Origin of the sequence: Pantoea leporis (genome assembly GCF_028048155.1) — a bacterium.
In the GTDB taxonomy this organism is placed as follows: Bacteria; Pseudomonadota; Gammaproteobacteria; order Enterobacterales; family Enterobacteriaceae; genus Pantoea; species Pantoea leporis.
In genome coordinates this window covers 47604-65015 of sequence record NZ_JALMEU010000006.1, presented here as the reverse complement: position 1 = coordinate 65015, position 17412 = coordinate 47604, and the positions used below count along the sequence as shown (strand labels likewise).

Genomic DNA, 17412 nt, shown 5'->3' with positions numbered 1-17412 from the left:
TACTTATCCTACGCGCAGTTTCTGTGCCGCCGCTGGACGGTTGGCTTCTTTCGCGGTATCAACGTTGCCGAGATCCAGATCGCGGCTCTGCAGCAACATCACCTGCGCGGCGACATCGCCCAGCGACGCTTTGTAGCTGGCAATCATACGCGCGAAGACGTTGTAGATAACCACGGCGGGGATTGCCGCCACCAGACCAATCGCGGTAGCCAGCAGCGCTTCGGCGATGCCCGGCGCGACGACTGCGAGGTTAGTGGTTTGCGTTTTCGCGATGCCGATGAAGCTGTTCATGATGCCCCAAACGGTACCGAACAGACCGATAAACGGCGCAACGGAACCGATGGTGGCGAGGAATCCATTACCGCGACCGGCATGACGGCTAAATGCAGCCACGCGGCGTTCGAGACGGAAGCTGGTGCGCTCTTTGATGCCATCCAGATCTTCAGTACCAGCGGAGAGCTCCAGCTCATTCTGCGCGTCGTTTAGCAGCACAGCGCTGTGGCTGTTGCTTTTGAAGTTTTCAGCAGCACGGTAAGCATCGTTTAACGAGCGGGCTTCGCCCAGCGCTTGCTGCTCGCGTTTGAGGCGACGTTTCGCCCCGCTCAGCTCAGCAAACTTACCGAAGAAAATTGCCCAGGTGACAACGGAAGCCAGTAACAGGCCAATCATCACAATCTTTACCACGATATCGGCATGCTGATACATGCCCCAAACGGAAAGATCCGTTTGCATCAAATCACTGGCTACCACGCTGCATCTCCAACTTCTGTTGCACAGTTCACGATTGAAGCGCGGATCATAGCAAAAAACACCACCGAAGTGATAGTGGTTCTCATTACTATTTACAAAGCAAAGATGCCCGCGATTTCCACAAGTTAGCGGATGTTATGCGCAATACTGGCCTCACTCTGATAATCCGCAATCAGGCTCAACCCGCTACACTGATTCGTGGTAACGTGAATGTTTTGTGGGAAATGTCAGGAAAGGCAGTGATGGCAACGAAAAAAATAGACACCACGCTTGTCAGCGCGGGACGCAGTAAACGTTACACGCAAGGCTCAGTTAACAGCGTAATTCAACGCGCTTCATCCCTGGTTTTTGACACGGTCGCCGACAAGAAACGTGCTACCGCTGGCCGCGCGTCAGGCGAGCTGTTTTATGGTCGTCGCGGCACCCTCACCCATTTCTCGCTGCAAGACGCCATGACCGAGTTGGAAGGCGGCGCAGGTTGCGCGCTCTATCCGTGCGGCGCGGCGGCGGTCTCTAATGCCATTTTGTCCTTTGTCGCAGCCGGCGACCATATTCTGGTGAGCGGCGCGGTCTACGAACCGACGCAGGATTTCTGCTCGAAAATTCTCAGTAAGCTGAACGTCACCACCACCTATTTCGATCACTGCATCGGCAGCGAAATTGGCGAACTGGTGCAGCCGAATACGCGCGTGGTGTTCCTGGAATCACCGGCGTCGATCACCATGGAAGTGCAGGATATTCCCGCGATTGTTGCCGCCGTGCGCGCCAAAGCGCCGGAGGCGATCATCATGATCGATAACACCTGGGCGGCGGGCGTGTTGTTTAACGCGCTGGAGCATGGCATCGATATTTCGATTCAGGCCGGCACCAAATACATTATTGGTCACAGCGACGCGATGATTGGCACGGCGGTAGCAAATGAGCGTTGCTGGCCGCAGCTGCGCGAGAACTCCTATCTGATGGGCCAAATGGTCGATGCCGATACCGCTTATATGGCGAGCCGCGGCATTCGTACGCTGGGCACACGTCTGCGTCAGCACGAAGAGAGCGGATTGCAGGTGGCCGAATGGCTGGCCACGCAGCCGGAAGTGGCGCGCGTTAATCATCCGGCGCTGGCGCAGTGTAAAGGCCACGCATTCTGGCAGCGCGATTTCAGCGGCAGCAGCGGTTTGTTCTCGTTCATCCTGCATGAAAAACTGAGCCGTGAGCAGCTGGCAAATTACCTCGATCACTTTCACCATTTCAGCATGGCGTATTCGTGGGGCGGCTATGAATCCCTGATTCTGGCGAACCAGCCTGAAGAGCTGGCGGCGATTCGTCCGGCGGGCGGCGTGGATTTTGACGGCACGCTGGTGCGTCTGCATATCGGCCTCGAACATGTCGATGACTTGCTGGATGATCTTAAAGCCGGTTTTGCACGTTTAAGAAGTTAAACAGAAGATAAACCACGCTGTGGCGGCGATGAGAGATCAACGTATGCGATGCCACAGAAGGTTAAAATTAGACTCCTTGTGACTCGATGGAATAGCTGATGGGTGTTTTACATGAGATTGTCCAGGCGCTTTGGCATCAGGATTTTGCCGCGCTCGGCAATCCGGATGTGGTTTGGATTGTCTACGGCGTGATGTTTTTAACGCTGTTTCTGGAAAACGGTTTGCTGCCCGCGTCATTCCTGCCGGGCGATAGCCTGCTGTTACTGGCGGGCGCGATGGTCGCCAAAGGTGTGATGGACTTCGTGCCGACCATTGTGATTCTGACCACGGCGGCCAGTCTCGGCTGCTGGCTCAGCTATCTGCAAGGACGCTGGCTCGGCAATACCAAACTGGTGAAAAGCTGGTTGCTGCATCTGCCCGCGCAATATCATCAGCGCGCGTGGAATATGTTTAACCGCCACGGTTTGATGGCGCTGCTGGTTGGCCGCTTCCTGGCCTTTGTGCGCACCTTACTGCCGACCATGGCCGGGATTTCCGGCTTAAACAATGGCCGCTTCCAGCTGTTTAACTGGCTGAGCGGCTTGTTGTGGGTTGGGATTGTGGTGACGCTGGGCTACGGCATCAGCCATGTGCCCTTTATCAAGCGCCATGAAGATCAGGTGATGGCGATCCTGATGATTCTGCCGATCGCGCTGCTGTTTATCGGCCTGGCCGGCAGCATTGTGGTGATCTGGAAAAAACGCCGCCAGAAACTCTCCTGATTACGACGCGGCGTCAAACGGTAAGGTTTGACGCACGCGGCTCGCCTCTTCTCCCGGCGTCACGCCGAAATAGCGCTTAAACTCACGCGAAAACTGCGATGGGCTTTCATAACCGACGCGCACCGCCGCCGCGCTGGCTTTCATGCCATCCTGCAGCATCATCAGGCGCGCCTGATGCAAGCGATAGCGCTTAAGGTATTGCAGCGGCGAGGTTTGCGTCACCGCTTTGAAGTTATGATGAAACGCCGAAACGCTCATGTTCACTTCAGCGGCCAGCATGTCGACGCTCAAACTCTCCGCGAAGTGGTTTTCGATGCGACGCAGCGCGCGCGCAATCTGGCTGAACTGCGTCTGACGATTGACCAGCGACAGCAGCGCGCCGCCAATCGGTCCGGTTAACACGTAATAGATGATCTCGCGCACCAGCTGCGGCCCCAGCACGCGGGCGTCGCGCGGGTTATTCATCACATCCAGCAAGCGTTCGGCCGCACACAGCATCTCTTCGCTCATGAACGCCGAATGGATGCCGGAAGTTTGTGCCTGCGGCTGGAACTGCTCGTCATCGCCGATATCCATCAGCAAATCCTGCAGGCTGGCGACATCCACGCTCAAACACATGCCGGCCAGCGGCTCCGCCAGCGTGGCTTCGGTTTCGCACTCCACTGGCAGCGGTACGGTGAGCATCAGATATTTGGTGGCGTCGTAGTGGAAAACGGTGCTGCCGAGATAGCCGGTTTTACGCCCCTGAAACAGAATCACGATGCCGGGTTGATACATCATCGGCGTTCGCGGCAAGGTTTCGCAGGCATAGATCAATTTGACATTTTCTACCGCGCACAGCGGCTTATGCAGGTCACTCATCAGCGCAACTACGCGCTGCGCTAGCTGGCGGCAAAGGGCGTCGTTTGGCATGCATCTCTCTTGGGCAGCTAAAAAGTCAGTTTGCCGTAAGGCTGTGCAAAGCTCCACTATTCTGGAGAATCAGGCAAGATTCTTGCAGAAATCTATCAGGCAAAAGTGCCGCCCGCTTGCCACAATGATCCTGAGGTGAGGTTTGTTGACTAGACTTAAGCACATCTTTTCTACGGTAAGTCCCTGCAACAGATAAGGAGCAATTATGGCAGATCAACCCATTATTAAATTGCGCGACGGCAACATGATGCCGCAGCTTGGCCTCGGCGTGTGGCAAGCGAGCATTGAGGATGCGCGCAACGCCATCCTGGAAGCCCTGAAAGTCGGCTATCGCTCAATCGATACCGCCGCTATCTACAAAAATGAGGAAGCGGTTGGGCAAGCGCTGCAAGAGACCGACGTGGCGCGCGATGACATTTTTATCACCACCAAGCTGTGGAACGACGACCAAACCAACTGGCAACAGGCAATGGAAACCAGCCTGAAGAAGCTGCAGTTAGAGCAGGTGGATTTGTATCTCATGCACTGGCCGTGCCCGGAAAAAGATAACTACGTTGAAGCCTGGAAAGGCTTGATTGAGCTGCAGCAACAGGGCTTAACCAAGAGCATCGGCGTTTGTAACTTCCACGAGGCGCACCTGAAGCGTTTGATCGATGAAACCGGCGTGTCGCCGGTGGTGAACCAGATTGAGCTGCATCCGATGCTGCAACAGCGCACACTGCATGCGTGGAATGCGCTGCACCAGATTCAAACCGAATCCTGGAGCCCGCTGGCGCAAGGCGGTAAAGGCGTGTTTGATCAGGAGATTATCCGCGAACTGGCGAAGAAATATAGCAAGACGCCGGCACAAATCGTGATTCGCTGGCATCTGGATAGCGGTTTGGTGGTGATTCCGAAGTCGATTACCCCGGAACGTATTCGTGAGAATTTCCAGGTGTTTGATTTTAGGTTGGATAAAACTGAAGTGAGTGAGATCAGTAGGCTGGATAGCGGTAACCGTTTGGGCCCGGATCCGGAGGCGTTTAACGGGTAGAATGGCGCGCTTTTCCCTCACCCTAACCCTCTCCCGCAGGCGGGAGAGGGAACCGTAAGGTGCGTTTTGCTCGATCTGCTCCCTCGCCCGCTTGCGGGAGAGGGCTGGGGTGAGGGCATTAAGACGCTGAATTCACCAATAACTGCCCCGCCGTCCCGCGATCCGCCATCTCTAACGTCTGGCTGTAATAGACAAACGGGAAGTGATCCGACGAACTCTGCGGGAAGCTCACCAGCAGCTCCACGCTGCCATCCACCCAAACGGTATCTTTCCAGCCGCGATCTTCGCCCATCGGCTGCGCGCCATTGACGTTCTTAATCAGGAACATCACGCCCTGAATATGCAGCGATTGCGGGCGATCCGCGTGGATAATCCAGCGCTCGAAGGTGCCCTGCTGCACGGTGGTATCGATGCGGTTCATGTCCCACAACACGCCATTAATGCCCGGCTCGCTGTCACCAATACGGAATTCGCGCGTGCGCACCGCCACGCCATCAAGAATCTGATCCGCCAGCAAACGCATCGGCAGATTGTCAGTCACCAGCGGCAACAAGCCGGTTGGGCGTAAGCTCAGCACCAGCGTATTGGTCAGAATCGATGACGGCTCAAACAATCCGCGCAGGCGATCCATCAAACCCGCCGCCGTTCCGGCCATGATCGAAACTTCATCGCCCTGTGACATATCCACCAGCACTTCACGACGTTCGCCGGGAGCCAACGTCAGCAGCTGCACCGCCACCGGCGCAGGCAGGAAGCCCTGATCGCTGGCGATCACCGTAAAGGGACGATTATCGGAGAAGGTGAGATCAAAGCGGCGCGCGTTCGAGCCGTTCAGCAAACGCAAACGCACCCAGCCGCGTGAGACTTCGACATAGGGATTTTGCACGCCGTTCACCAGCAGCACGTCGCCCATAAAACCGCCGCTGGAGGGCGGGTTATAAACCGGCGTGGCGAAGTTATCGAGGCGCTTGTCCTGAATAATCAGCGGGAAATCATCGACGCCATAATGCTTCGGCAGCGGCAGCGATTTACTGACGTCATCTTCCACCAGCCACATGCCGGCGAGTCCGTTGTAGACGTGCGGCGCCATGCGATTTGGCGTATTGGCGTGATACCACAATGTGCCCGCGCCCTGACGAATCGGCAGCACCGGCGCCCAATCAGCTCCGGCCGACATCATGCGCGGCGCACCGCCCATTAACGCGCCCGGCACCTGCAAACCGCTGACGGTCATCGATACCGGTTCGTTGAGGCGGTTGCTGTAAATCAGCTTCACATCGTCGCCGCTATAAACGCGCACCGTTGGGCCGAGATACATGCCGTTAAAGCCCCACACCGGCACTTTGTTGCTGTTGCCGCTGAACGACCAATGGCTGCGCTGCAAGGTGAGAAACAGCGGCTGACCGCGACGTGATTCAATCAGCGGTGGAATAGGAAGTGGCGTATCGCCCAATGGCGCGGCGGCGCGGGCGGCGAAAGGCATAGCACCGGAAGCCAGTGCGACACCGGCAGAAAGCTGAATAAACTGACGTCTGCTGCAAGACATAAAACTTCAGACCTTTTGAGCGTGGCGTGAGGACGCCGTGTCCATGTTGTTCTAATTAATGATGAGTTGCTGTGTGGCTTGAGAACGGGGCAGATGATCACCTGCCCCATTTTGGCTGCTCAGAGTTTACCGTTTTTTTCGCGTTCGGCGACTTCGGCGTTCAATTCTTCCAGTTTAGTCGACATTAATTCACGGCAGTGCGTGGCGAGCTTACGCACCGAGGTGGTGGCAAACTGCGAGGTATCGACCGGCGGCAACATCTCCACAATTACCAAACCGTTGTTCCAGCGGTTCAGCTTGATCTTGTCGTGGGTGTTGGAAACCACAATCGGGATGATTGGCACACCGGCGGCTACCGCTGCATGAAACGCACCGGTTTTGAACGGCAGCAAACCACGACCGCGGCTGCGCGTCCCTTCCGGAAACATCCAGAACGAAATGCGCTTTTTGTTGAACTGCTCCACCAACTCACCGATGGTGCCGTGCGCTTTGGAGCGGTTATCACGGTCAATCAGCAGGTTACCGGTCAGCCAGTAGAGCTGGCCAAAAAACGGAATCCACAGCAGGCTTTTCTTGCCCACGGTCACGGTGGTCGGCTGCACGATTTTGGCCGCCGTGATCATGTCGTAGTTGTTCTGGTGGTTAGCGATATAGATCGCGTTACCGTAATGCGCGGCTTCCGCCGGTTTACGCAGTTCCACTTTGAGACCAAACACCGTCGACAGACGACCGAGCAGATGGCCGAAGGTTGCGACGTGACGCGGATTACGCGGTGAAAACAGACACCAGATACAGCCAACAATACTGACCAGAATCGAATAAACAATAACAATAATTGCTCGTAAAATTAGTAACATAGATTCCTCAAATGGGGCATTCCATCGCCTGAATTACAGCGTTACTCTTCACTCGCGTCGGCTTTCGGACGCGCTGGTGCATTCACTTCTACGCTATCGATGCGTTGCAGGCCACGCGCCACGCTGCCGCGACGACCGCGCTCGGCACGCACTTTCTGCAGATCTTCATCACGCATGATCAGCTTACGTTTACCGACATATACGGTGATTGACGCGCCCGGCGGCAGAATCAGCAACCATTGTAGTTTGTCGGTGCCCGCCGCGGCTTCCGCTGCAGGAATCGAAATGATCTTGTTGCCTTTGCCTTTCGACATCTGCGGCAGATCGCCAACCGGGAACATCAACATGCGTCCGGCCTGGGTAATTGCCAGCAGCATATCATCGCCCGAATGTACCGCCATTGGCGTCATCACTTTGGCGTTTTCCGGCAGCGTCAGCAGCGCTTTACCGGCACGGTTGCGCGACACCAGATCGGCAAAGGTACAGATGAAACCGTAACCGGCGTCAGAGGCCATCAACAGCTTCTGATCGTCGGGCTCCATCAGCACCTGCTCAATCACCGCGCCCGGCGGTGGCGTCAGTTTGCCGGTGAGCGGCTCGCCCTGTCCGCGCGCGGACGGCAATGAGGTCGGATCCAGCGTGTAGCTGCGTCCGGTGGAGTCGATAAAGGCCACCGGCTGATTGCTCTTGCCGCGTGCGGCGGCCAGATAGCTGTCGCCCGCTTTGTAGCTTAAGCCCGCCGGATCGATATCGTGGCCTTTGGCGCTGCGCACCCAGCCCATCTGCGACAGCACGATGGTTACCGGCTCAGCGCTCACCAGCTCGGTTTCGCTCAGCGCTTTGGCTTCTTCGCGCTCGTGCAGCGGCGAACGACGATCGTCGCCGTAGGTTTGGCTATCGGCCAGCAGCTCTTTCTTCAGCAGATTGCTCATCTTGCGCTCGGACGCCAGAATCGCCTGCAGCTGATCGCGCTCTTTTTCCAAATCCGCCTGCTCGCCGCGAATCTTCATCTCTTCCAGTTTGGCGAGATGGCGCAGTTTCAGTTCGAGAATCGCTTCGGCCTGGGTTTCGCTGATGTCAAAACGCGACATCAGCACCGGCTTCGGCTCATCCTCGGTACGGATGATGTGGATCACTTCATCAATATTGAGGAACGCCACCAGCATACCTTCAAGAATATGCAGGCGACGCAGCACGCGATCTAAACGATAGTTGAGGCGGCGCGTTACGGTATCGCGGCGATACACCAGCCATTCAGAGAGGATTTCCAGCAGGTTTTTCACCGCCGGACGGTTATCCAGTCCGATCATATTAAGGTTAACGCGGTAGCTTTTTTCCAGATCGGTGGTGGCAAACAGGTGATTCATCACTTGCTCGAGATCCACGCGATTGGAGCGCGGCACAATCACTAAACGCGTCGGGTTTTCGTGGTTGGACTCATCACGCAGATCTTCCACCATCGGCAGCTTTTTATTGCGCATCTGGTTAGCGATCTGCTCCAGCACGCGTGCGCCCGACACCTGATGCGGCAACGCGGTGATCACCACATCGCCATCTTCTTTTTTCCACACCGCACGCTGACGAATCGAACCGCGTCCGCTTTGATAGATTTTACGGATTTCGCTGCGTGGCGTGATGATCTCCGCTTCGGTCGGGTAATCCGGACCTTGCACAATATCCAGCAGCTCATTCAGCGTGGTTTTCGGGTTGTCGATCAGCTTGACCGCTGCTTCCGCTACTTCGCGCAGGTTATGCGGCGGAATGTCGGTCGCCATCCCCACGGCGATGCCGGTGGTGCCGTTGAGCAGAATGTTGGGCAGACGCGCGGGCAACATCTTCGGCTCCTGCAGGGTGCCGTCGAAGTTCGGAATGTAATCGGACGTGCCCTGACCGAGTTCACCCAGCAGGATTTCAGCGTATTTAGACAGGCGCGATTCGGTGTAACGCATCGCGGCGAAGGATTTCGGATCGTCCGGCGCACCCCAGTTTCCCTGACCATCCACCAGCGGATAACGGTAGGAGAACGGCTGCGCCATCAACACCATCGCTTCATAACAGGCGCTGTCGCCGTGCGGATGGTATTTACCCAGCACGTCACCAACGGTACGCGCCGATTTTTTGAATTTGGCATTGGAATTGAGACCCAATTCCGACATGGCATACACAATACGGCGCTGCACTGGCTTGAGGCCATCGCCGATGTACGGCAGCGCGCGGTCCATGATCACGTACATGGAGTAGTTCAGGTACGCGTTTTCGGTAAACGTGTGCAGGGCAAGACGCTCTGCACCATCCTGCGTCAATTCGCTCATTCAGCTCGCATCCTCACTTCGTGGCCCGCAACGGCGGGACATCCGGCGGTCATTTGGCGAGGATATTACCTTATTCGTGCGGTTTAGTCACAGAGAAGCCCGTTCAGCAAACAGAATCGTCTTGCATTAAATAGCGTGATATTGGTTGGAAAATTAAAACGGAATGGGAGCCATGTCACAGTGAATATCGGCAATAATCTGTGAGCAACTTCGCAATTAATATCGCGAGGCATTTAGCGTATTAATGGTGTCCGCAAGCCGGGACAACATTTAGTATTGTTGCTTAGTGATTACTCTCCTAAATTCATACTCCACAAGCCCCACATTTTTGCGCGTCTGATTTCTGGCATGGAATAAATATAACCACCAATTAGCCATAAACGTTTTGCCAAAATAAGGGTGAACGAATGCAAATACTGACTTCGCGACAACACCGATTAGTAAAATTGCTGCTGCATCATGCCGCACCGCAGCCGACAAAAGAATTAGCTTTACAGCTTGGCGTGTCGGAGAAAACCATCCAGCGTGATTTGCAATGGCTGGAGAGTTGGCTTCGCGACTGGTCGCTGCAGCTGGAAAAAATGCCGGGACGCGGCATACGTCTGCGGGTAGACGATCTGCAGCAGCGTCTGCAACTGGAGCAGCAGCTTAACGGCGACGAAAGCAGTTCGGATGCGCTGAGCCACAACAGCCGACGGGTGAAGATTGCCTCGCAGCTGCTGAGCGATGCGCCACGCGCAACTTCAATCAGTAAATTGTCGGAACGCTACTTTATTAGTCATGCGTCGATCGTGAATGACCTGAAGGTGATCGAAGAGTGGCTGCAGCCGCTGGGTTTGGTGCTGCAGCGCGGCCCCGGCGGCACCCACATCGAAGGCAATGAGCAGACGCTGCGCCAGGCGATGGTGTCGCTAATTAATGATGTGATGCAGCAGAACGTCGCTGGCACGCCGCTGCTACCACGCCTCGATCCCGGTAGCCAGCAAGCGCTGGTGCACTATTTTGGCGACGAGGATGTGGCTTTTGTGCAGGCGCTGCTGCAGCAGATGGAGCAGCAGCTGAGTTATCCGTTGGGCGATGCGTGGTACCTCAATCTCTGCACCCATATTCTGATCATGATGCATCGCATGGCGCAAGGTAACGCGCTGGCGCTGGAAACCCTGACCAGCGCGCAGGATCTCGACCAGCGCATTCTGAAGATTGCCCAAAATATGGTGGTGCAGATTGAACAGCGCATGTGCTGCGCATTGCCAGCCGATGAAGTGGGTTTTATTTATCAATATATTGTCTCGTCCGGCATTGTGGTAGAAGAGCGTGGCGATAATGCCCCGCTGCATAATCAATTTTCCACCGCTGAATCAGTGAAAATAACCTGTGAATTAATCGATCGCTTCGCGTCATTTATTCAGCAGGACTTAGCGCAGGACCGATTATTATTTGAAGGGTTATTAGTTCATATAAAGCCATTATTAAATCGACTCAAATATCATATTCATATTCGTAATCCGCTGCTGGAGGATATTCAGCAGGAGATGAAGGAAATATTTTCATTAACGCAACAGGCGATGCAATTAACCGCGCGCAGCCAGGGACTTTCATCGGTGGCGGATGACGAAATAGGTTATCTGTGCGTGCATTTCCAGGCAGCGCTGGAGCGACAAATCGCCCACAAACGCATTCTGGTGGTGTGCTCCAGCGGCGTGGGAACCTCGCATCTTTTGAAGAGTCGCATTCTGCGCGCCTTCCCGGATTGGGAGATTGTCGGCGTGGTTTCCGCCAGCAATCACGCGGAGTTTTGCCAGCGAGAAACGGTGGATTTGGTGATTACCACTATTCACCTCAACGCCGGAGCGGTTCCGGCGGTGTATGTCAGCGCCTTTTTTAACGATGACGATATTCGGCGGGTGACTGACGCCATGATTGGCAGCCAGCTGCCCGACGGCGCCTCCTGCGCTTTGGCTGAACATTAATTGAATGAGGATTGAACATGGATATTTCGCGCATTCTGACGCCACGCCGCGTTAACCTGGCGCTGACCGCCACCACCAAAGAGCAAGCGATTCATGAGCTCACCGATTTGCTCTACCACGACGGCGCCATCAGCGACCGCGCTGCCTTTATTGAAGACGTCTGGCTGCGGGAAGCTGAAGGTTCCACCGGCTTCGAAAATCATATCGCCATCCCGCACGGTAAATCCGCCGCGGTGAAACAAACCACGCTCGCCATCGGCCGCACCCAACACGACATTCCGTGGGAAACGCTCGATGGCAGCCAGGTGCGCTGCATCATCCTGTTCGCGGTGCGACTGGAAGATCAGAACACCACCCATATTCGCCTGTTGTCGCAGGTGGCCAGTGCGCTGGCCGATGATGAGGTGATAGCCCAACTGCTGGTGGAAAACGATGCCAGCAATATCATCCGGCTGTTTAGTCAGTACGCCGAAACCGACCTCTGTTAACACCCTAACTCTCTGAGGTGACACATGAATATCGTCTGTGTAGCGGCCTGCACGGCAGGCATCGCGCATACCTACATTGCGCGCGAAAAACTGATTAAAGGGGCCCACGCGCTGGGCCACACCATCCACGTTGAAACTCAGGGCACCATCGGCACCGAAACGGCGCTGACGCAGCAAGATATCGCCGCTGCGGACGTGGTGATCCTCGCCGTTGACGTGAAGATCAAAGGCGAGGAGCGCTTTCAGGGCAAACCCATTGTGCGAGTGAAAACCGAAGTAGTGATCAAATCACCGGTGAAATTCCTCGAAAAAGTGGCGGATTCACTGGCGCGCGCCTGAGGAGATCCATCATGAGTGACAACAAACGTCAGTACGGCCAGGAGATCAAAGGGCATTTGCTTACCGGGATCTCGTGGATGATCCCGCTGATCGTCGCCGCCGGGATCTGCATCGCGCTCGGCCAGGTGATCGGCGGGCCGGATGTCGGTAAACAGACCGGCACCCTCGCGTGGATGTTGAATCAGATCGGCGGTTGGGGCATGGGGCTGATTGTGCCGTTGATCAGCGCGGCGATTGCTTACTCGATTGCCGATCGTCCCGGCTTCGCGCCTGGCCTGATCGTCGGTTTTATCTGCGGGCAGATCGGCACCGGCTTTATCGGCGGCATCTTCGGTGGCTTCCTGGTCGGTTACACCGTGCTGCTGCTGCGCCGCACCATTAAGTTGCCGAAATCGATGCAGGGCTTGATGCCGATTATGGTGCTGCCGGTGCTGAGCACCATTATCGCCGGGCTGCTGATGATGACCTTCATCGGCCAGCCGATTGTCTGGCTGCAGAAGGCGCTGATTGCCCTGCTGGAGTCGATGCAAGGCGGTTCGAAATTTGTGATGGGCGCGATCCTCGGCGCGATGGCCACCTTCGACTTCGGCGGTCCGGTGAATAAAACCATGTCGCTGTTCGCCGACGGTATGCTGGTTGATGGCATTTACGGACCGGAAGCGGTGAAGTTTGTCGGCTCAATGATTCCGCCGTTCGGCATCACGCTCTCTTATCTGCTGAGCCGCAACAAATATACCAAAGCGGAAAAAGAGGCGCTAAAAGCCGCCTTCCCGATGGGCATCTGCATGATTACCGAAGGCGTGATTCCAATTGCAGCGCGCGACCTGTTCCGCGTGGTCGGCAGCTGCGTGGTGGCCTCCGCCATCGCCGGTGGGCTGATTATGGTGTGGGGCGTCGGCGCACCGGTGCCGCACGGCGGCATGTTTGTGGTGCCGCTGTTCACCAAACCCTGGCTGTTCTGTTTGGCACTCGGCATCGGCACCACGGTGTGCGGCGTGATGCTGTCGGTACTGAAAAAGCCGGTGACGCAGGCGGATGAAGAGTTCGATGACGTGGAAGCCCCCGGCGTCCGCGATGAAGAGATCAAATTCACTCTGGAATAAGGAGCCACCATGTTTGCCATGATGAACGACCTGATTCAGGCCGCCGCCCAACAGCGCTATGCGGTGTTAGCGATCAACTGTTTCAACCTTGAAACCGCGCGCGCCGCCATTCAGGCCGCCGAGCAGCAGCGTGCTCCGCTGATCCTCAACGTTTATCAGGGACACAGCGCGCACTTCTCGCCTGCTGTCGCGGTGCCGTTAGTGCGTGCGCTGGCCGAGACCGCCAGCGTGCCGCTGGCGCTGGCACTCGATCACGGCAAAGCGTTCCCGCTGATTGGTCAGGCGTTTCGCGCCGGTTTTACCGGCTTGATGATCGATGCCTCTTCTGAACCGCTCGCCGAGAACATTCGCCAGACCGCCGCCGTGGTGAAGATGGCGCATACCGCCGGCGTGTGCGTCGAGGGCGAGCTAGGACATATCGCCGATGCGCCAACCTACGAACTGGCTGATGCCTCAGTGAAGATGACGCAGGTGGCCGATGTGCTGCCGTTTATCGAACAGACCGATATCGACCTGCTGGCGATCTCGGTTGGCACCGCGCACGGGCTTTATCCGGCGGGTGTGAAGCCAAAGATCGACTTTCAGCGCTTGCAGGAGTTGCAGGCGGTTTCTTCGCGACCGCTGGCGCTGCACGGCGGATCGGGCACGCCCGCTGAGGATATTCGCCGCGTTAGTGAGTTTGGCGTTGCTAAGATCAACGTCGGCGCGGCGGTGTTTGATGCCGGAAAAATGGCGGTGGAACAGGCCTTGAAGCAGCATCCTCACGCTGAGTTAGCCGATGTGCTTGGGCTGATGGAGTCCGCCTGCCGCGAAGTGGTGGCGGAGTACCTAAGCTGGTCGGGATCGGCGGGCAAGGTTTAGTCATCAGGTTGGTTGGTGTTCGCCATGAATGGCGACACAAGGTCGCATTATCAATTTCACATTCATATCCACTATCGGGTCGGCGCATGCGTCGGCTCCGGTAAACATCACGCTGAGGAAATATTAACATGTTGATTTCAATGAAAGAGATGTTGGCACCGACTCGTGAACACCGCTACGCGATTGGCGCTTTTAACGTGGCCGACAGCTGCTTTATCCGCGCGGTAATTGAAGAAGCTGAAGCTACCCATACGCCGGCGATCATTTCCATCCATCCAAGCGAGCTGGAATTTGTCACTGATGAGTTCTTTGGCTATGTGCGCGAGCGCACGTTGAAAAGCAATGTGCCATTCACCATCCACCTCGATCACGGTGCGTCCATTGCTCAGGTGCTGCGCGCTATTCAATGCGGCTTTACCTCAGTGATGATCGATGGTTCATTGCTGCCTTATGAAGAGAACGTGGCGCTGACCAAAGAAGTGGTGAAACTGGCGCATGCGGTGGGCGTTTCGGTGGAAGGTGAACTCGGCACCATCGGCGATACCGGCACTTCAGTGGAAGGCGGCGTGAGTAAAGTGATCTACACCGAACCGGCGCAGGCAGAGGATTTCGTGCAGCGCACCGGTGTAGATACGCTGGCGGTAGCGATTGGCACCGCGCACGGCATCTACCCGAAAGATATGAAGCCTGAGCTGCAGATGCATATCCTCAGAGACATTGCGCAGCGCACCACTATTCCGCTGGTGCTGCACGGCGGTTCAGCAAATCCGGATGCCGAGATCGCGGAAGCGGTGACGCTGGGCGTGGGCAAAATCAATATTTCCAGCGACATGAAGTTCGCCTATTTCGCTAAGCTGCGCGAGATTCTGGCACGCGAAACCTGGTGGGATCCGAATGTGATTTATCCCGATGCCATTGCGGCGGCGAAGGAAGTCATTCGCTACAAAATGAATCTGTTTGGCGGGTTGGGTAAGGCGAGTTTGTATCGCTGAGTTAAGTAGTAAGCCTGGCATCTTCAACGTGCTCGGCAATGCGCAATAAATTGCACCGCTACGGTATGTGCAGATATTAAGTATGGTAATCAGCCACGCGCACATATTTGTAGCGGCGCGATTTATCGCGCTCTTTTGTTATTTAGTCGCACCCAACCATTGTTTAGCAATCTGCGCGTATTCGCCGGTGGCGGTGCTGAGATGCAGCCACTGATCGACATACAACTTCCAGCTCATATCATCGCGCGGGATCATGTAGGCCTTCTCGCCGTACTGCATCGGTTTGTCCGGATTGATGGCGCACAGCGCGGGATAATGCTGCTGCTGGAACAGCGCTTCAGACGCATCGGTGATCATTACGTCCGCTTTGTTATCCACCAACTGCTGGAAAATCCCCACATTGTCAGCCAGCTGCAGCGTTGCCTGTGGCAGATGGCTGTGCACGAAGGCTTCGTTGGTGCCGCCCGCCGGTTCGATCACGCGCACGCTCGCCTTGTTAATCTGTTCAACCGTCTGATATTTCGCTTTATCAGCACAGCGCACCAGTGGAATTTTTCCATCGACACCGAGCGGCTGAGCAAACCAGGCGATCTGCTGACGCTTGAGGGTGACTGATACGCCGCCCAATGCGATATCACACTGCTTGGCCACAAAATCATCGCTCAGGGTTTTCCATGTGGTTGGCACCCACTGCACTTTTGCGCCCAGACTTGCCGCCAGCGATTGCGCCATGCTGATATCCAATCCTTCGTATTGGCCATCGCTGCGCAAATAGCTATATGGCTTGTAATCACCGGTGGTACAGACTTTTAAGGTTTTGCTTGCGCGGATGTCATCGAGGTGGGATTGCGCCTGAGCAGCGCCCGTCACCATAAGTAATACACTCAGTATCGCGGTTTTCATGTTTTCTTCTTTTATGGGAGTTGATGTTGGTTTGCTCACGGATTGTTTCATAACCCTGCGTATTATTGCTTTATTAGCAAAAGTGTTGTGATCGATCACGCATTTTTCTCGCTGCTGCGCGCGCGTAGAGTGTGCGGCATCAATGAGAAACGGAGCGGATTACATGAACTTTTTAATTATCGATGGTGGCAAAACCTTCGCCCATTCGAAAGGCGAACTGAACCATACCTTAACTGACGTCGCAGCCAGCCAGTTGCGCGATCTTGGTCATCAGGTACAGGTAACGATTGCCGACAGCGATTACAACGTGGCAGAAGAAGTGCAGAAGTACCTCGACAGCGATGTGGTGATTTATCAAATGCCAGGCTGGTGGATGGGCGAGCCGTGGACAGTAAAAAAGTATATCGATGATGTCTTCACCGAAGGTCACGGTTCACTGTATGCCAGCGATGGCCGCACACGCAGCGATGCCGGTAAAAAATACGGCTCCGGCGGCCTGATTCAGGGTAAGAAATACATGCTGTCATTGACCTGGAACGCTCCGCTGGAAGCCTTTAACGATCCTGAGCAATTCTTTGAAGGCGTGGGCGTGGACGGTTTGTATCTGCACTTCCACAAGGCCAACCAGTTCCTCGGTATGGAAGGTTTGCCGACCTTTATCTGTAACGACGTGATTAAAATGCCGGACGTACCGCGCGATATCGAACGTTATCGGACTCATCTCAGCCAGATCTTTGCTTAACTGTAAGCACCCAGGGAAAAGAGGAAGCACTATGTTAACCGTCGTTGCAGAGATTTGTGTCAAACCGGGCCGTCGCCAGGTGGTTTTGGATGCGATTAATCAGCTGATTCCTACCGTGCTGGAAGAAGATGGCTGCCATCAATATGACGCATTAGTTGATCATCAGGCGCAAGTGCCGTGGAAACAGAATTCACCCGATTCCATTTTCATGCTGGAGCTATGGGAATCACTGCGTCATCTGGAGCAGCATCAGCAGATGCCACACATGGATGCGCATCGCGCGTTGATTAAAGATGAAGTGGTCGATGTGAAGATCCTGGTGCTGGAAGCGGCTAAGTAAGTCAATTTACTGTGTTGTTACATATCGTGCATAAAAAAGCCCCGGTCTTACGATCGGGGCTTTTGTTTAA

Annotated in this window: 17 protein-coding genes; 11 read left to right on the top strand and 6 right to left on the bottom strand. The window is 55.5% G+C overall.

Annotation, left to right across the window (positions count from 1 at the left end):
• Positions 1–3: 3 nt before the first annotated feature.
• A complete protein-coding gene (exbB, locus tag MWH02_RS16105; protein ID WP_192236537.1) occupies positions 4–732 on the bottom strand; it encodes a tol-pal system-associated acyl-CoA thioesterase in 729 nt (242 codons plus the stop codon).
• A gap of 260 nt (positions 733–992) precedes the next feature.
• On the opposite strand from exbB, the gene metC reads away from it, so the two are divergent.
• Both metC and MWH02_RS16095 read left to right on the top strand, forming a co-directional pair.
• Positions 993–2183, top strand: coding sequence for a cystathionine beta-lyase (gene metC, locus MWH02_RS16100; RefSeq protein WP_110867294.1), 1191 nt, complete (start codon positions 993–995; stop codon positions 2181–2183).
• Between the two features lie 98 nt (positions 2184–2281).
• Entirely contained in the window at positions 2282–2944 is a 663-nt protein-coding gene (locus MWH02_RS16095) for a DedA family protein (protein ID WP_101761796.1), read from the top strand.
• On the opposite strand, the gene MWH02_RS16090 is transcribed toward MWH02_RS16095, so the two are convergent.
• Positions 2945–3856, bottom strand: a complete 912-nt coding sequence (locus MWH02_RS16090) for an AraC family transcriptional regulator (RefSeq protein WP_101761795.1) — start codon at positions 3854–3856, stop codon at positions 2945–2947.
• A gap of 205 nt (positions 3857–4061) precedes the next feature.
• Here MWH02_RS16090 and dkgA point away from each other — a divergent pair, with 205 nt between their 5' ends.
• Positions 4062–4889, top strand: a complete 828-nt coding sequence (gene dkgA / locus MWH02_RS16085; RefSeq protein WP_222234869.1) for a 2,5-didehydrogluconate reductase DkgA — start codon at positions 4062–4064, stop codon at positions 4887–4889.
• 118 nt (positions 4890–5007) lie between these two features.
• Here the strand turns inward: dkgA and ftsP are convergent, their stop codons facing one another.
• The 3 genes from ftsP to parC all read right to left on the bottom strand — a co-directional run bounded on the left by ftsP (position 5008) and on the right by parC (position 9604).
• A complete protein-coding gene (gene ftsP / locus MWH02_RS16080) occupies positions 5008–6435 on the bottom strand; it encodes a cell division protein FtsP (protein ID WP_101763013.1) in 1428 nt (475 codons plus the stop codon).
• A 119-nt stretch (positions 6436–6554) separates the two neighbouring features.
• Positions 6555–7292: a 1-acylglycerol-3-phosphate O-acyltransferase gene (locus MWH02_RS16075; protein WP_101763012.1), complete on the bottom strand. Its 738-nt coding sequence runs from the start codon at positions 7290–7292 to the stop codon at positions 6555–6557.
• A gap of 41 nt (positions 7293–7333) precedes the next feature.
• A complete protein-coding gene (gene parC, locus MWH02_RS16070) occupies positions 7334–9604 on the bottom strand; it encodes a DNA topoisomerase IV subunit A (RefSeq protein ID WP_137386541.1) in 2271 nt (756 codons plus the stop codon).
• 407 nt (positions 9605–10011) lie between these two features.
• Between parC and MWH02_RS16065 the strand changes: the two genes are divergently transcribed.
• From MWH02_RS16065 to MWH02_RS16040, 6 genes are all read left to right on the top strand, one after another.
• Entirely contained in the window at positions 10012–11574 is a 1563-nt protein-coding gene (locus MWH02_RS16065) for a BglG family transcription antiterminator (RefSeq protein ID WP_101763010.1), read from the top strand.
• Between the two features lie 17 nt (positions 11575–11591).
• A complete protein-coding gene (locus tag MWH02_RS16060) occupies positions 11592–12062 on the top strand; it encodes a PTS sugar transporter subunit IIA (RefSeq protein WP_061720482.1) in 471 nt (156 codons plus the stop codon).
• Between the two features lie 24 nt (positions 12063–12086).
• Positions 12087–12401: a PTS fructose transporter subunit IIB gene (locus MWH02_RS16055; protein ID WP_101763009.1), complete on the top strand. Its 315-nt coding sequence runs from the start codon at positions 12087–12089 to the stop codon at positions 12399–12401.
• A gap of 11 nt (positions 12402–12412) precedes the next feature.
• On the top strand, positions 12413–13504 hold the full coding sequence (locus MWH02_RS16050; RefSeq protein ID WP_101763008.1) for a PTS fructose transporter subunit IIC: 1092 nt from the start codon (positions 12413–12415) through the stop codon (positions 13502–13504).
• Positions 13505–13513: 9 nt separating this feature from the next.
• The gene (locus MWH02_RS16045; RefSeq protein ID WP_271461010.1) at positions 13514–14365 is read left to right on the top strand and encodes a class II fructose-bisphosphate aldolase; all 852 of its coding nucleotides are present in this window, start codon (positions 13514–13516) and stop codon (positions 14363–14365) included.
• A 128-nt stretch (positions 14366–14493) separates the two neighbouring features.
• Positions 14494–15357, top strand: a complete 864-nt coding sequence (locus MWH02_RS16040; protein WP_271461009.1) for a ketose-bisphosphate aldolase — start codon at positions 14494–14496, stop codon at positions 15355–15357.
• A 138-nt stretch (positions 15358–15495) separates the two neighbouring features.
• On the opposite strand, the gene MWH02_RS16035 is transcribed toward MWH02_RS16040, so the two are convergent.
• Positions 15496–16260 (bottom strand): transporter substrate-binding domain-containing protein, encoded by a 765-nt coding sequence (locus tag MWH02_RS16035; protein WP_217549706.1) that lies wholly within the window; start codon positions 16258–16260, stop codon positions 15496–15498.
• Positions 16261–16423: 163 nt separating this feature from the next.
• On the opposite strand from MWH02_RS16035, the gene MWH02_RS16030 reads away from it, so the two are divergent.
• Positions 16424–17002, top strand: coding sequence for an NAD(P)H-dependent oxidoreductase (locus MWH02_RS16030; protein WP_008103382.1), 579 nt, complete (start codon positions 16424–16426; stop codon positions 17000–17002).
• 31 nt (positions 17003–17033) lie between these two features.
• On the top strand, positions 17034–17342 hold the full coding sequence (locus MWH02_RS16025) for a putative quinol monooxygenase (protein WP_008103384.1): 309 nt from the start codon (positions 17034–17036) through the stop codon (positions 17340–17342).
• Positions 17343–17412 lie beyond the last annotated feature (70 nt).

What these genes read in the sequence shown, in the direction of transcription:
- parC (WP_137386541.1), bottom strand. Translation starts at nt 9,604, where the DNA reads ATGAGCGAATTGACGCAGGATGGTGCAGAGCGTCTTGCCCTGCACACG.
- dkgA (WP_222234869.1), top strand. Translation starts at nt 4,062, where the DNA reads ATGGCAGATCAACCCATTATTAAATTGCGCGACGGCAACATGATGCCG.
- exbB (WP_192236537.1), bottom strand. Translation starts at nt 732, where the DNA reads ATGCAAACGGATCTTTCCGTTTGGGGCATGTATCAGCATGCCGATATC.
- MWH02_RS16035 (WP_217549706.1), bottom strand. Translation starts at nt 16,260, where the DNA reads ATGAAAACCGCGATACTGAGTGTATTACTTATGGTGACGGGCGCTGCT.
- MWH02_RS16025 (WP_008103384.1), top strand. Translation starts at nt 17,034, where the DNA reads ATGTTAACCGTCGTTGCAGAGATTTGTGTCAAACCGGGCCGTCGCCAG.
- MWH02_RS16050 (WP_101763008.1), top strand. Translation starts at nt 12,413, where the DNA reads ATGAGTGACAACAAACGTCAGTACGGCCAGGAGATCAAAGGGCATTTG.
- MWH02_RS16060 (WP_061720482.1), top strand. Translation starts at nt 11,592, where the DNA reads ATGGATATTTCGCGCATTCTGACGCCACGCCGCGTTAACCTGGCGCTG.
- metC (WP_110867294.1), top strand. Translation starts at nt 993, where the DNA reads ATGGCAACGAAAAAAATAGACACCACGCTTGTCAGCGCGGGACGCAGT.
- MWH02_RS16040 (WP_271461009.1), top strand. Translation starts at nt 14,494, where the DNA reads ATGTTGATTTCAATGAAAGAGATGTTGGCACCGACTCGTGAACACCGC.
- MWH02_RS16055 (WP_101763009.1), top strand. Translation starts at nt 12,087, where the DNA reads ATGAATATCGTCTGTGTAGCGGCCTGCACGGCAGGCATCGCGCATACC.
- MWH02_RS16045 (WP_271461010.1), top strand. Translation starts at nt 13,514, where the DNA reads ATGTTTGCCATGATGAACGACCTGATTCAGGCCGCCGCCCAACAGCGC.
- MWH02_RS16065 (WP_101763010.1), top strand. Translation starts at nt 10,012, where the DNA reads ATGCAAATACTGACTTCGCGACAACACCGATTAGTAAAATTGCTGCTG.
- MWH02_RS16075 (WP_101763012.1), bottom strand. Translation starts at nt 7,292, where the DNA reads ATGTTACTAATTTTACGAGCAATTATTGTTATTGTTTATTCGATTCTG.
- MWH02_RS16090 (WP_101761795.1), bottom strand. Translation starts at nt 3,856, where the DNA reads ATGCCAAACGACGCCCTTTGCCGCCAGCTAGCGCAGCGCGTAGTTGCG.
- ftsP (WP_101763013.1), bottom strand. Translation starts at nt 6,435, where the DNA reads ATGTCTTGCAGCAGACGTCAGTTTATTCAGCTTTCTGCCGGTGTCGCA.
- MWH02_RS16095 (WP_101761796.1), top strand. Translation starts at nt 2,282, where the DNA reads ATGGGTGTTTTACATGAGATTGTCCAGGCGCTTTGGCATCAGGATTTT.
- MWH02_RS16030 (WP_008103382.1), top strand. Translation starts at nt 16,424, where the DNA reads ATGAACTTTTTAATTATCGATGGTGGCAAAACCTTCGCCCATTCGAAA.